General features: G+C 34.2%; 11 protein-coding genes. All 11 read left to right on the forward strand.

Translation table 11 applies throughout. The annotated features are described in order from the left end of the window. Window positions 1-92 precede the first annotated feature (92 nt). The 11 genes from EZ456_RS07395 (at window position 93) to EZ456_RS25800 (ending at window position 14,796) form a co-directional block, all read left to right on the forward strand. Window positions 93-686: a recombinase family protein gene (locus tag EZ456_RS07395; protein ID WP_131528771.1), complete on the forward strand. Its 594-nt coding sequence runs from the start codon at window positions 93-95 to the stop codon at window positions 684-686. A 49-nt stretch (window positions 687-735) separates the two neighbouring features. Next, the gene (locus EZ456_RS07400) at window positions 736-1,497 is read left to right on the forward strand and encodes a hypothetical protein (protein WP_131528773.1); all 762 of its coding nucleotides are present in this window, start codon (window positions 736-738) and stop codon (window positions 1,495-1,497) included. A 58-nt stretch (window positions 1,498-1,555) separates the two neighbouring features. Then, window positions 1,556-2,230: a hypothetical protein gene (locus EZ456_RS07405; RefSeq protein ID WP_131528775.1), complete on the forward strand. Its 675-nt coding sequence runs from the start codon at window positions 1,556-1,558 to the stop codon at window positions 2,228-2,230. 95 nt (window positions 2,231-2,325) lie between these two features. Then, window positions 2,326-2,745, forward strand: a complete 420-nt coding sequence (locus EZ456_RS07410) for a hypothetical protein (RefSeq protein ID WP_131528777.1) — start codon at window positions 2,326-2,328, stop codon at window positions 2,743-2,745. A gap of 146 nt (window positions 2,746-2,891) precedes the next feature. Further along, window positions 2,892-3,581, forward strand: coding sequence for a hypothetical protein (locus tag EZ456_RS07415; RefSeq protein WP_131528779.1), 690 nt, complete (start codon window positions 2,892-2,894; stop codon window positions 3,579-3,581). 507 nt (window positions 3,582-4,088) lie between these two features. Beyond that, the gene (locus tag EZ456_RS07420; protein ID WP_131528781.1) at window positions 4,089-5,525 is read left to right on the forward strand and encodes an ImmA/IrrE family metallo-endopeptidase; all 1,437 of its coding nucleotides are present in this window, start codon (window positions 4,089-4,091) and stop codon (window positions 5,523-5,525) included. Window positions 5,526-5,598: 73 nt separating this feature from the next. Next, a complete protein-coding gene (locus EZ456_RS07425; protein WP_131528783.1) occupies window positions 5,599-7,479 on the forward strand; it encodes a PIN-like domain-containing protein in 1,881 nt (626 codons plus the stop codon). A gap of 285 nt (window positions 7,480-7,764) precedes the next feature. Continuing rightward, window positions 7,765-10,182 carry a hypothetical protein gene (locus EZ456_RS07430; RefSeq protein ID WP_131528785.1) on the forward strand — a complete coding sequence of 806 codons (2,418 nt, stop codon included), beginning with the start codon at window positions 7,765-7,767 and terminating at the stop codon, window positions 10,180-10,182. Between the two features lie 833 nt (window positions 10,183-11,015). Continuing rightward, window positions 11,016-12,851 (forward strand): AAA family ATPase, encoded by a 1,836-nt coding sequence (locus EZ456_RS07435; protein ID WP_131528787.1) that lies wholly within the window; start codon window positions 11,016-11,018, stop codon window positions 12,849-12,851. A gap of 79 nt (window positions 12,852-12,930) precedes the next feature. Continuing rightward, window positions 12,931-14,439 carry a P-loop ATPase, Sll1717 family gene (locus tag EZ456_RS07440; protein WP_131528789.1) on the forward strand — a complete coding sequence of 503 codons (1,509 nt, stop codon included), beginning with the start codon at window positions 12,931-12,933 and terminating at the stop codon, window positions 14,437-14,439. Window positions 14,440-14,685: 246 nt separating this feature from the next. Beyond that, complete coding sequence (locus EZ456_RS25800; RefSeq protein WP_225876499.1) at window positions 14,686-14,796, forward strand: helix-turn-helix domain-containing protein; 111 nt, start codon at window positions 14,686-14,688, stop codon at window positions 14,794-14,796. Window positions 14,797-14,847 lie beyond the last annotated feature (51 nt).

Raw genomic sequence — 14,847 nt, forward strand, 5'->3', positions numbered from 1 at the left:
TACACCAAATAGTAAGGAAAAGGCCAAAATAGTTGTCTCAATAAATCGTATCATTAATCTATGTTTCGTATATTTATCAGACAAACGTTTTTATGTACATAGGTTACGCACGTGTTAGCACACAGGATCAAAATTTAGATTTACAAATTGATGCCTTGAATAAAGCTGGTTGTGAAATTATTTTCAAGGAAAAAATTTCGGGTAAGTCTAAAGAGCGCCCGGAGTTAATTAAATTATTTGAAAAGCTAAGGAAGGGTGATACTGTTGTTGTTTGGAAATTGGATAGACTAGGCAGATCATTAAAGGATTTAATTGATTTAGTCATAAAAATGCAAACGCTAGATGTAAGCTTTTTAAGCGTTCAAGATAGCATCAATACAAATACGGCCACTGGTCGTTTTACCTTCAATATTTTTGCGTCGTTAGCAGAATTTGAGAGAGAAATAATAAGTGAGCGAACAAAGGCGGGTATTGTTTCAGCAAGAGCAAGAGGGCGTAAGGGAGGCCGCCCTGAGGGATATACAAAAGAAACAATAAGCAAAATTAAAGCAGTTAAGGTTCTATATGAAGCAAATGATGGAACGTCAGTCCAAGAAATTGCGAATAGCTTGAAAATCAGCAGGGCAACCTGTTACAGATACCTTAAAGCTTATGATGGGCTAACAGAAAAACAAAAAAATAAATAAACAGCCGAAAAAATTGAAAAGAAGGTCTACGGAAAATTTAATTTAATAGATGAACGAGATATATAAAATAATTACAACCTCATTGACTACAAGTGCTATTGTTTTAGGTGCAGCTGCACTTTTGAAAGAATACCTTTTCGCATACTCTGGCGAAAAAGCGAAGAACTTAGCGCAGAAGGAAGATATTGAAGAACTTACAGATAAAGTGCAAAAAATTATTTCGATTTATGTTCAACAGAATAATGCTCTTGAACAAAAAATTTCACAAATGTATTCATTCCAAAATACGCACAGAATTGAGGAGAGGACCGCGATTATTGAATTTTATGAGAGCTATGTACACTGGATGTATACCATTCTTGAAATCCCTATTGATTATTACAATCAATCTAATTTGCATATTTTAGCGGAGAAGAAAAAGGAACTAGATGAATATTTTTTACTTGTAAATAAAGCATCTGCCAAATTTATTCTTTTAGTAAAGAATACAGATTTGATGGATCTGCATACTACTATGATTGTAGAACTTATTAACTTTAAAGGCTGGACAGATGCTAAATTATTGAATTTACAGTTTGATATGGAAAGGTGGAATACGATTACGGAAAAATTTTCTCAGTTGATTAAAAATCTTGATAAAAACAGGGAAGAGGCAAAACTGGTTTCTGAAGAAGAAACTGGATTGATGGAGAGGCTTAATTCCAATAGGATAAGTTATAAGATGGGAAAAGTGAAAGAATTTCATAAGTGCCGGGAACAAGCGCATAGTTTTGCCCAAAAAGCCAAAGACTATTTAACTTCAATTAATTAAGAGAAAATATTCTGATAAAATCTCTCAAAAAGAAAAACTAAATAAATGATTACCCTTTATGCAAGCCTCTATAAATGAATTCTTAACAACGGAATTTAATAATTCTATTGATAAAAATTATAAAGTACTTAGCAAGTATTTTGAAACAAAACACTCCCATTTCATAGAGCTTACTTCATTGATAAATGAAAACCTAAAATGTTTAATTTTAGATCTTCACCAGGCAAGCATATTTTCTACAAATCATCTTCTGGAAAGAGTTATGAAATTGGTATTAATAAAGAAATATACCATAGGTATTAACTATTCACAGCCCGAACTTTATAACCAAAAGACAGAAGAAGCAATAAAAAAATATGATGCAGAAAAGCTTTTTAATACTTTATTATTTGCGAAGAATGAAAAGTTAATAACAGAACAAGAATACAAGATACTTAATGAACTTAGAGATAAGGTAAGAAACCCGTATTCCCACGCTGAAACAAAAAAAATTATTGCTGATGCTCCGCCTAAGTTTAAAGGGTATATGTTCAACATCAACGATGTCAAAGAGCAGCTAATGCAAGGGAAACCAATAAATGCTGGAATAAAAACAGAAATTACAACTCTTTCATCGACGTTTTCGCAGCTTTACCAAGAAAACTTCTCAAAAGATTTAGCATTAGATTATTTTCGAACCGTATTTGAAATTCTAATAAAGCTAGACCAAAGATTAAATAGATTATCTCATTAAACGAATGATTTTATAAATTCTAAGCAGTGCGATATTTAATTGTTAACTTAGAAACAATAAGTTTATCAATACAAGAGCCTTTAAACAAAAATGTAATGCGTGAGTATAAATATTTTAAAATATTAGATGATATACTAACCCATTTTAATGCAGGTAACTTATCTATAAAAGAAATAACTGTCTATTGGGTAGGTTTGAATGTTGATTTTCCATTAGATCCTTTCTTAGATAAATTGATTAAAGATGGTTATATATCGCAACACGCTAACCAAAGATATTTTATCACCCTAGATGGTTCTTTACTACTGGAATCTGGTGGTTATGTTTCAAAAGAGAAATCAAAAGAATCACTAGCGGAACGAGTTGAAAAGAATGAAACTAGGGTTAGGAGAGCCACAATTTGGGCTGCCGTAGTTGGAGGATTACTATTGATTTGGGAAATAGTCAGCTTTTTCTTGTCAAAATCATTTATTGAAATGATACAAAACAATATAAACAACTTTTTTAATTTATAAGAATTTGGGCTCCCGATAGTTAATCTTTTAGTAAAATAACTGTCTCATAAAACGAAACTTAATGTTCGATAAAGTGAATGCAATTAAAATAAGTTGGCGAATTTTACCATTTTAGCTAATTAATAATATTAAGCACAATTATTTCTATGCTCTCTCAACAAAATAAAACCAAGATTTTCTCTCCAAAATATATATATTCTAGCTTACTAATTTTAATCTTAGGAAAGTTCCTTAGCAATATTATAATTAATCTCAACCAAAACAGTCCCGAAAACTATAAAGATTTGTTAATCTTGTTAACTGTAATTTTATGGGTTTTCTTGCCTGTCTATATTCTTTATAAAGGTGTCAACAGACTGTATGATTTCAAAGCTATTAACCGTCTCCTACCTTATGTAGTTGCTGCTTTCTTCATTTCTTTTATTCCAGAAATATTTCTAAGCAAAACACGTATGTTCGACAACTACATAGGAACGCAAATTGTATACGGGTGTAATTCTGGCGATGGAGATATACAATATGTGGGACATTCAGGAATAGCCTATAAATTAGTAGAAATTGATCAGGTTAAACGTGAAATTCTTGTTGATGGACATTGTTTGAAGGAAGATGAAGGTTTTATGTTTTGGCAAACGGCACTTGCAGAAGGGTATCTACCGAACACTAACGTTCCTCTATCAAAGTTTTATTCCTTTACTACTTTCATCGAAATTGCATTTACCGTAGGGCCAATTTATGTCATTGAAAATCTCATGAAAATGCTTGTATTTAATTTACCTATCTTCTTACTATTATTACTCTTAAGATTGGTGTCTAACAAAAAAATAATGCTTTAATAGAGCAGAATCATTATGGTAACGAAATGATACGATAAAAAGAAAAGAAGTGCCTCAAAAAATGAACGATAGATTGTATCTATTTGTAAAAAATAGCTAAAATAAAATCTCAATAAATGATACAGCACTATTAATGTGAAAAATTTCATTTTTTCTATCGGAATATCCAATCAGCTGTTATTGCAGAAACAAATGAAGCAATCGCCAAAATATGGCCATATTTTTTACCTATAATTAAGCACATAAAACTAACCTATACCCTTTATGAATGACGGCACATGGAAATATATTGAATACCCAGAAGAAATCTTCACATCTACCTCGCATCTAAATATTGAATGCTGGATTTTAATATAATCAAGCATGGGATGGTTGGTTACGTTTCAAAATAAAAGGCTTACTCTATGTCGAATTATACCTCAATTTGTTAACAAACAACTAGCAACTGTTAAAACATTCCTGAAAACTCTTCCCTATCTTAGCCCTTGTAATCAATAGGTTAACCGCATGAATAAAAACAATACAGTCGGCAGGGGAAATGCATTTGAAAAGAAAGGATTTCAGTTACTAAAATCAGCATTTGAAGATGGACGTTTTGGTGTACTGCCAAAGTGCTGCAAGTTCAGGTTGAAACCCCATTATAAATCTAAAATATTGGGCGGATGGATCGAATTTGACATGAGCGTTGAAGTGCGGCTAAACCCCAAAGAAAAACCAATTATGATTTTTTTGGTGGAACTGAAGGATTATCAGACCACCATACCTGGAAATGATGTCGGTGAATTTATTCAGAATATGCAGTCCATTGGCGGATGGAATCTTCATCCCATATTCATTAGCACGACCAATCTTCAGCCAAAAGCTGAAAAATTGGTTAAAGCACATAAGATTGTCTGGATCAAAGTTGACGAAGACAGCCACAATACCAAAATCTATAGTTCAAGAAAGCGCAAAAATTCACTGATCGATACTGATTTTGCCCAGATTGCAGCCCAATTGGAAAAGCTGAGCTTCCTGAACGAATTAAGCAGTCTAGGCATCCATCAACATATGGAAGACATCGACTGGCCGGAATTAATTGAAAGGTTTATCCGTCACGCATTAATGGGTAATCTTTCCGGTAAAGCCACGGAAAGCTCCGAAATTACAGGCGTAGAACGTTTATCTGGGGAGTTACTTGAAAGAATGGCCGAAAATCTGCTGGACGACTTCAATCCAAACATACGCAACCACCACCTTGGTGTGAATGCGGAAAGCTTTATAGACTACCTTAAAGCAAAACATCAGCTTGACATATCCATTGAAGCCATCGAACAGCCTAAGAACCGTGAGATACTGGGCATGTGCATGGCTAAGGAAAAGAAAATCATTATTGATTCCAGCCTTCAAGGCACAGACCGTTTTGCCTTTGTACTGGCGCATGAAGTCGCTCATTACTTTCTCCACGGTCATCTTTCCATGGAACAATTTGTTTATGACAGCCAATCGGATTCCATCTATGACCCAATTATGGGGAAACATGTATTGGTCAATGACCGTAACTGGATAGAGTGGCAGGCAAACAAATTTGCTGCATGCTTGATGATGCCGCAATTAAACACTGTCGTGCGGTTGATCGATTGCCAAAGTAAAAGAGAAAGGCGTAGACCAAACCATGTACACGTCAACAATGATGCGGAGAACTGGACTAATTTTCTTTTGACTATTGACCATTTAAGTAAATATTTCGGAGTAAGCCATAGGGTCATGGAATACCGCCTTGCTGATATGGGTTTATTAACCTATGGTCCAAGTTTCAGGAGACCTAACCGGATTTCCAATGAAGTCAGCGTACATGCCAAGCCAATCGGGCAAATCATGCTCAGGGCTTTGAACCAGATGGAAATCAACTACCTGCAACCGATTCAGCCCAAAAAGGAATTTGAAGATGATCCGCCATTTTAATAAAAGGATAATAAAATCAAGTTGTCTCACAAAACGAATATAATTAACAACTTTAACCTATTTTATCGGTGCCATGGAATTTCCTCTCAGTATTCTAGATAAAGACAAATATTTCGAACAGATTGCTAAACTTATTGAAGATGAAGAATGTATAATTTTTATCGACACCAACATTCTAGCACAATTCTTCAGATTATATGAATCTGCTCGTAACGAGTTTTTTGAATGGATAGACCCACTAATAAAAAAAGAACGCGTTAAAACTCCAGCATGGGCTCTTAACGAATATTCAAAAAAATATGTTAAGGGTCAAACAAAAGAATATCTGAGTGCAGGAACAAAATTAAATTCTATTAGTAAAGATTTCAAAGAAGCAATGCGTTATCTGAAAATGCATGTCTCTGAAAATAATGTTAAGGGCATTGGATATAATAACATTGATGACTATCATAAAGATCTTGACAGTATATATAAGAAACTTGCAAACTTTAGTAATGCTTCAAATAGCAATAAAGAAGCTTATATAAATGATATACACAATGAAATTAGTTCACGATTCTCAAGCACTGTGCTACAGAGTAATATATACGACCTTGTAAATCTTACTTCTATTAATGGACCTAATAGATTTGCCGCCCAACTGCCGCCAGGTTTTAAAGATAATTATAAAGATTTTAATGCTACCGGAGACCTTATTATTTGGCAGGAGGTATTAGACTATATTAGAATAAATAATATTAGGAAGGTTATTTTTTTGAGTAACGATAATAAAGTTGATTGGATGTACATGCCAAGTCAGATTATTCATTCAGGATTACCTAAACCCATATCAAATCAAACCCTTTCTATTGCCGACACTAGGCTGGTCTATGAATTCAAATTATATAGTGGTTCAAATGATTTTTATATCATTAATACTGAAACATTGACTCAGGTCTTGCTTAGTAAGGGATCAAAAAATATTTTTGAGCTAGCAAAAGCACTCCAAATTGTTCATTCCGAAGACAAAGCAGATGAATATGATATTGATGTCGTTGAGAAAAGAGGAGAGGATGGCAAAAATGAAATACTGAATAAGCTTGAAATTAAAAATAATAGCGATGTCGAGAGCCAACAAATTCAAATCGAAGATTTTAGTGAAGAAGCTTATTCAGATTCCGAATATTTCGAATACAACAGCACAGAAATAGGAAAAATAATTGAAGAATTACGGACTTATGACTGGTACACGCAAAATCCTGCCATCCAATCAATATATAATCTACCGCGTAATATATTTAATGATGAGTTTAATCGTGATGATTGGTTTGTATTAGGTAGAAATATCTACCAATCAGCTTGTGGCGGTTCTTGGGAAGCTATGGATTTCATTTTAAATTTAAAAGAAGCAATTTTTTTTCCACCTTTCACCGAACAATGCTTGGCTGCAGGTATGTTTTACGAGATTTTCTTTAATGGAAATGGAAAATTTAGAGTAGGTGACTATAAAACTGGCTTCATAGAGGCTGTATATGATATGCAGTCAAAACAGGAATTTAAAGAAGTAATTGAGTTTATAAGAGCGAAATTGGCGGAGTATCAAGAATACCTATTATTGTTGCCTGACATTGATCCTCAGATACTTGAGTTTAGCATTGAACACTATCTTGATGAAAACTTGATTTTAGGAGACATTCAAGTGATAGAGTCTGTGAAAGTAATGGACGAGGAATTATTGATTCAGAATAAAGCTAAAGATGTACATGAACAATATTTTCCTAGTATTGATAGTTTACGTGATTTAATTGCTAATAAGTTTGCGGTTCCATCTGAACAACTAAAATTAAACTTTAAGCCTGAATTGGGGAAGTTAGAAACTTTTGGATTTCGAGCTAATACATATTTATGGAAAGGCCCTTTGAAAGAAGTTCAATTGGAGGTTGATGAGATATATGACGATGACCTTCCCTTCTAATCCATTATAGATTTCTAGATCCATAAGTGAAAATAATTGAACCTGTCTCAAAAAACGAACCTAAAACCTATCTTTTTTTTTCACAGCAGAACATATCAAAAAAAAATTCGACATAAGTAATATATCGCAGAGAGATATGGTTGGAGAAGATGCTTAATATTAGCAAAAAAATACTTAAGATTAAGTATTGACTATCAAAACTTTATAGAGTAATTTCAGGCAAACCAAACTTGAGATCTACTAGGGTAACTTCTAAGTAATCTACTTCAACTTAACGCTCGAAAAATGAAAACAAAACTATCATTGACAGCTATCATTATGCTGTTTTTTTTATCTGTAGCATCGGCTCAGACTGGGGGAAATCTATATCAGGATGCTATCACCCTTTACAAATGGAAAACCAATCCAAGCAGTACAAATACTGATAACATTGGAATTATTCTAAAGAAATTCATCATGAAAAGTGGAGATCCTACTGTTCATAACGGTATAATTGATTCTCTTAACAATATTTTCCTGATCCGTTCCTATGCGCAACAATTAAAGAATAATAGAGAGAAAGTTTATGATAAGATCATGCGGTATGTCGAAGAGAGAAAGGATGTTAACTCTGTCACTCTTAATGATGTCCGAGAGAAAAAAAATGCACTTGAAAACCTTAACAATCAGCTTTATCGCTTGAATAAAGAGCTAAACGTCATTTCTGGGTACTCTTTAAATGGAACCGACCCGGTTTATATAAAAATCAATGATGAAGCAAAGTTAAAATGTCAGGATAGCGTTTCCTCACCCGATTCTTGTCTAAAAGTACAAGCTTCTATTTTGGTCAATGCAGAAAAAGATAAGATTTCAAATAAGATAGTTGAGCTAAAAACTAAAATATCTAGAAGTGACAAAGCCTTCAAAAATGCCATTCAATTAATCGGAATTGATGCTTCTGCCATACAGGAAATTGGGTTAGCAAAAGTTACTGTAGACCCTGCTGTTGTGAACGAAGTATTAAATGACTATAGAACGAAAAGCGAACAACAACTACAGGAAGAAATTAAGGAGTATAATATTAACATTACAAACAATTCGGCGCAACTCACTAATAAAGGGATGCCAAGTCAATCAGAGCTGATTGATGCTTTCTCAATATACTTAGCGAAGCGAGTAAAGCAGGAGGCCATGGTCTTTTTTATGGAGAGTATGCGAAACAAGTTTGATACGGATAGAGCGGATGCAGGCATGGTAAGGGCGCTAAAGACTTTATTACCTGAGACTTCCTCTAAACTCTTGGATTGGGATAGAGCAAGTCCACCTAATTTCGATAATTCCTGGAAATATTCATTTTCGAAAGACCTAATCTCTCTTCCTGGTAATGGCATTGATTATCTGGAAACAACCCCGCAAGTTGTGAATAGTAAAATGAAGCCGTTACTACCTTATCTCAGCGACGCCTGCTTGATTTCAGATAGAATTATCAAGCACTACAATTTCGTACAGATGGCAGAATATTTTGGTGGTGATGGTCAGACTCCCAGGCTTCGGAGTTCAGAAGTACAAACGTTTATGACGCTCATTCATATTATTAATCAGGAGATGTATAAATCCAAAGATTCATCAAATGATAAAGCACAGATTAATTTTTGGTTAAGTTCTACTGAGTTTATGACCAACATGCGAAATAACGACGATCTCATGCGAATTTTCATGGCTTTGTTGGTGAACAAATATCCGAAATTATCATCATGTTTCAACCAAATGAACCTGTATGCGCTTTCAGCTACTAATGTCTCCGAGCTTAAAGGCTGGCTTGGTAATGTACTGATGACCTTACAGCATTTTCAAGAACGCCAAGCATTGGTGAAAAAGGATGATAAAGTGATGTACAATATTAATAGTTATTGGACTGCATTATCTGAGGTAATGGAAGTAACGCTGAGTATGAATGAAAATAAAAGAATCATCAAGACGACGGATTTTTTAGAAAATGGCATAAAAAAAGTGGGCCAGGTTTTTGAAGTTTATCAACTCATTCAGGATAAAAACTTTGGAGCAGCCTCAGCTAGTTGCATGGCACTATTGAGTACTTATTTAGAACCAGGTAGCGAGGCTATGAAGGAAGCTACCCATATGATCTCATTCATTTCGGGCATCCTCCAATCGAAAGATGCCACACAGATGGCGAAGGTCATTGAAAGTTTTGCATTGCCACCAGCATCTTACCGTTTGAAACAAACATCATTTTTCACAGTATCTTTAGGGGCTTATTTTGGACCTTATGCAGGAGCGGAATTCATAAAGGGCAAACACGAGGGTGCGGTTGTTGGTTTTAGTGCCCCGATAACTTTAGATTTCAACTGGAGAAGTGGAAAAAACAGGAGATCTTATGTAACCGCAAGTCTTCTAATGTTCGATCTTGGAGCTGTCGTATCTTACCGAATTAAGCGTGAAGAAGGCGGACTTCCCAAAGAGGCACGCTGGGACCAACTTTTTTCTCCAGGGGCAAATATTAGATTTGGATTAGGGAATAGCCCATTGACACTCAGTTTCGGAGGGCAATTGACACCAAGATTAAGAAGCTTTGATGGCGGTTCAGGAAACGATGCTATCCGGATTTCGGGGGGACTATTAGTGGACATGCCTTTGCTACTGATTAAGAAGAAGGAAAGTGCAAGAAGAAAAGTGCAAAAAAAGTCAAGTGTGATTATCGGATAACTTTAGTTTATACGTTATGGATTTTTGCGCGCATATTTTATTGATGAGAGCGGAAAACAATGCACGAGCTGGTTTATGGGTAAAGGTGATATGATGATCTCTGTTTATAGTTTTTTCACTCAGCAACCGGTCCATGATTAGCTTGAAGCATTCCAAGGTTGTAAGTTACAGTCGCTTAACTGAAATGAATTGAACAGCTATTATGCAGATTTCAAATAAGGGAATTTACCTGGTAGAATAGTAACTCAGAATTATTACATTTTGAGTGAAGAAAGAGCAATTTTTCACCGTATCCCAAACCCCTGAGCTTCCTTACAATCTACTCTTGAAAACCCATCCAGATATTGAACAGTGTACCTTATAGCACAGACCAGTAATATTTCACAGTATCCAGCAAGTTGGATTTGACTATTTTCTTTAAGTTTATAAATAAACACGTTTGATTTTTCTCAAAAAACAAAAGTATTCATCGCCTACTGTATATCTTTCTTTCAGCTGTAAGTTTATCTGCACCCAATTACGGCAAAGAAAAGCGTCTCAAAAAAGGAAAGTCTTCATCCCCTACTGTATATCTTTTTTTCAGCTGTAAGTTTACTTGCATCAATTACGGGAAAGAGAATAAATGTCTCACAAAACGAAGGAAACAGCATAATGATATGAATTATCTTGATATAATAAAGAGGGTATTACATTATATAACTCCTGTAACCTTAGTAATAAGGCATATCTTATCAACCGACATACAAATGAGACAAAATCAAAATTTTTGCCTCCGGTTAAGACTTTGATTTATTGATCAAAAATTGGTATGTTAGTCCCAATAACCTCTCACTATGACAATTGACCTAACCACCGCACGTAATAGAATAATGCAATATTACGATCTATTATACCACGCCAACCCACAACATGCAGATTTAGAAGATATACAGAACTGGAATAATCAATGCGTTGATTATTTTATTGTTCTCAACAAGCAGGGCAATAACTACAACTACATGAAGACTATTCAGGCTAGTTTTCATGAATTTATTGAATTAGTACCACAAGTGACAGAAAGTCAATTGGGCAGTCAGACATTTATAGATAGCCTTTTAAACGCAAGCCTCAGCGAAACCAAAAGTGCATTTGAAAAACTTGAATTCAACCTGAATTTTTTTAGACAACTAAATTATTTCAGCGATAACATCGTGGCAATCGGTGCCAATGGCAGCGGTAAAACTTCGCTTGCAAACAGCCTGAGAGAAAATCTAAACCACAATGGCCTAGTTATTTCAGCACAAAGAGTTTTGTTTATTCCCGAGCTTGACAGTTTGCCATCCCATAAGATTGCCGAAGAGAAGTGGCTTGCTATGAACAAAAAATCCAGGACCTTCAAGGATTTTGAAGATTTTCTTGAAATCAAAGAAGAGTTTGGATACGTCTTAGGGAACTTGATTGCAAAACATTATAAAAATGCGCTGAATTATTATCAAAATTCGATTGGCGGTCAAAGCGTTACAAATTCATTTCAATCTGAGCTAGAAACAGCACTTAGAATTTGGAACACGATATTTGATTACCGTTCATTGGAACTGAGTGAGGATCTTAATCTGAGGGTACATGTGAAAAATGATCAGACTTACGAACCAATCAAAATGAGTGAGGGTGAAAAATCTTCTCTATATCTAATTTGTCAGGTCATTCAGGCCCCAAAGGACGGCTTTGTGATTATTGATGAACCTGAAATGTATCTTCACAAAACTATTATAACAAAACTTTGGGACCAACTGGAAGCGTGCAGAAAGGACTGCATTTTTATTTATTTGACCCATGACCTTGACTTTGCAACGAGCCGGACAGATGCAAAAAAAGTGTGGCTTAAATCTTTTATTTATCCATTGAAATGGGATATACAAGAAATACCTAATAACGAAATTCCGGAAAGCCTTTTTTTTGAGCTTTTAGGGAGCAGAAAGAACATTCTTTTTTGTGAAAGCGAGAAAGGTCAGATAGATGAAAAAGTATTCAAAATTTTGTTTCCGCAGTACACAATTGTACCAGTAGAGAGCTGTCGTAATGTGATAAATTTCACCAAAGCATATAATAAAATACCCATTGTCAATACTCGTGCATTCGGCATTATCGATTCCGATTATCACGATCCCGATGTACTTAATAGATACGCCAAATGCGATGTGTATAATTTTCAAATGGCAGAAATTGAAAATATATTTCTGCAAGAGGATTTTCTCAAAGATATTTCTGAAAAACTTTACGTTGATGACGTAGCATTGGAACGATTAAAAGAGAGTGTGTTGAATGAACTTGAAAAAGATAAAGTCATGCAAGCATCAAAATATATTTCAAGTAGGATAAATGATTATTTTAAAGATTCACATATCCACGAAGGGCAGAATATGCAAGAGGTTCATGCGAATTATGAGGAGTTCAAGGACAAAATTGAGATAGAAGCGTGGTTTAGCGAAAGACTATCTTTGATTGAGCAAATTATAAATAGCAAAGATTATTCCAGGGCCATCAGTATTTATAACAACAAGGGGTTAAAAAAATTGACCAGTCGCCATATGAAAATTCAGAGTCTCACCGATTATAGTTTAAAACATTTGGCTTCAAACCAAAAAGCAAAGGATATCATAAAGAAAGTATTTCCTCAACAGTTACTTTGAGTCAGTTGCGGGCAAAGAGAAAAAACTGTCTCAAAAACGAACCAGTAAATTTAATTACCATGGAAAATTCAAAGCAAATATGTTTAACAAAAAAATAACGACAGCTAATTTATACATTGGCACTCCAGAAGCGGAAAGTGAAAACAATAATAGATCTAGGGTAAAACTAGAAGATGTTTTCGTTGATTATCTGAAGGTTTTACCAGAAATTGAAACAGAAAAATTTATAATTACTGGGAGAAAGGGTAGCGGTAAATCTGCCATTGGTCAAATGCTACATCGAGCTGCCAAAAATAGTTCGAATAAATTTTGCGAATATATTCAAAAAAGTGATATCGATTTAGAAGAGGTGGTGCAATTTTCCAAAGAGGTTGGTGATGGCATCCAGAAGGAACTCCTATTTAAATGGATCATATTGACAAGGCTACTGAAATTGATAACAGAAAATGAAGCAGTTCAACATTTAGAGGAAATAAAAGTGATTAAACATTTCCTAGCAAAAAATACTGGTTTTGTTAGGATAGATAGGTACGAGATAAAGGAAATACTTCAAAAGACGGGCTTTGAAGTATACATTGAGAAAATAATGCGTTTATTCACCTTTAAAAACACTAAAGAAATATCGTTAAAAGGATCAAAGGCCCCATTTTACAAGCTTATCCCACACTTAGAGGAAGTTATTACTAGTATATTAGCAAGTTACCCTGAAAGTTATAATGGTAATAGCTACCAGATTATTTTTGACGATTTAGATATTGAATTTAAGGCGGAAAATAAGGAAAGTGTGGAATCTATATTAAATTTAATCAGAATCGCAAAGACATATAATAATAACCTATTTTCTGATAATGGTATAGACGCAAAGGTCATAATTCTGTTAAGGGATGACATTTCTGACGTTTTAATAAAAAAGAGTGCGGATATGGCTAAAGTTTTTTCAAGTTATGGTATTTCTTTAGTTTGGTTCGACCATAAACTTTTTAAAAGGGATGAAAATTTAACAATGCTTAAACAATTTATTGATAATAGAATTAAACACTCACTTGAAAAGGAAAATATTGCCTTCACCGGGAACCCTTGGGATTTCTTATTCGATAAAACTATAGCATATAACGATAGTAGTTTCAAGTATGTCGTAGATCACACGTTTCATACACCAAGAGACTTAATTTTATTTTTTCAAGATTTAAGTAAGTTCAATTTTACGCTACCATTAGGGATATCTCAAATTAACGATCTTATAGGTAATTTCTCTACTAAATCAAAAAGTGAAACAGAAAATGCACTTTCTATCCACTTTAGCATATCAGAAATCGAGAAGATTTTTATGGTTTTAAGACAATTGGCAAAAAAATCAGATTTTTCGTATTCGACTTTCAAAACACTATGTGAAAATGATAAAATGGAAATTTCTCCCTTAAAATGTTGTGAACTGCTATTTGAATATTCTCTTATCGGAAACAAAAATACTCGCACAGGTATGGTTTATTTTAAACATCGTGAAAGTGAAGAAGCCCATTATCATATTGATTACGATAAGGCATTTGTTCTACATCGGACCTTACTAATCTATTTTACTCATTTTTAATTAAAGTACTCTCTTCGAGTTTTTTAACAAACGAAGATATGTCTTCCTATAATCAATTTTCTTTTTAGCTGTGAATTTGAGGTGACGTAGTCTAGTTTTGGCTATTTTGTATATTTGGAAGTTACTTAGCCAAAATTCAATATCTTAATAAACGAACATTAACCTAGAGCCGGTTGCCAGCTGCTACTGATCAGATCCGTAAGGAACCAGGTTAAGAAGTAAGTCCGGAGTAAATTTAAAATCTCAATAAAGGATGGTTCTTCAGTACAGGAGATTGCAGATAGTTTGGGTATTAGTAGGGCAACTTTTTATAGATATTTAAAGGCTTACGATAAATTGTCTGAAAGAAAAAAGTAATAAAGGAATTAAATTTTTAATTTGTACTGAAAATTAATCTCTCAAAAAAAA

Origin of the sequence: Pedobacter psychrodurus (assembly GCF_004331735.1) — a bacterium.
Taxonomy (GTDB): Bacteria; Bacteroidota; Bacteroidia; order Sphingobacteriales; family Sphingobacteriaceae; genus Pedobacter; species Pedobacter psychrodurus.

Bases quoted from the DNA above. Each gene is read 5' to 3' on its own strand.
- EZ456_RS07430 (WP_131528785.1), top strand. From the start codon at position 7,765: ATGAAAACAAAACTATCATTGACAGCTATCATTATGCTGTTTTTTTTA.
- EZ456_RS07395 (WP_131528771.1), top strand. From the start codon at position 93: ATGTACATAGGTTACGCACGTGTTAGCACACAGGATCAAAATTTAGAT.
- EZ456_RS07435 (WP_131528787.1), top strand. From the start codon at position 11,016: ATGACAATTGACCTAACCACCGCACGTAATAGAATAATGCAATATTAC.
- EZ456_RS07405 (WP_131528775.1), top strand. From the start codon at position 1,556: ATGCAAGCCTCTATAAATGAATTCTTAACAACGGAATTTAATAATTCT.
- EZ456_RS07400 (WP_131528773.1), top strand. From the start codon at position 736: ATGAACGAGATATATAAAATAATTACAACCTCATTGACTACAAGTGCT.
- EZ456_RS07440 (WP_131528789.1), top strand. From the start codon at position 12,931: ATGTTTAACAAAAAAATAACGACAGCTAATTTATACATTGGCACTCCA.
- EZ456_RS07425 (WP_131528783.1), top strand. From the start codon at position 5,599: ATGGAATTTCCTCTCAGTATTCTAGATAAAGACAAATATTTCGAACAG.
- EZ456_RS07420 (WP_131528781.1), top strand. From the start codon at position 4,089: ATGAATAAAAACAATACAGTCGGCAGGGGAAATGCATTTGAAAAGAAA.
- EZ456_RS07415 (WP_131528779.1), top strand. From the start codon at position 2,892: ATGCTCTCTCAACAAAATAAAACCAAGATTTTCTCTCCAAAATATATA.
- EZ456_RS07410 (WP_131528777.1), top strand. From the start codon at position 2,326: ATGCGTGAGTATAAATATTTTAAAATATTAGATGATATACTAACCCAT.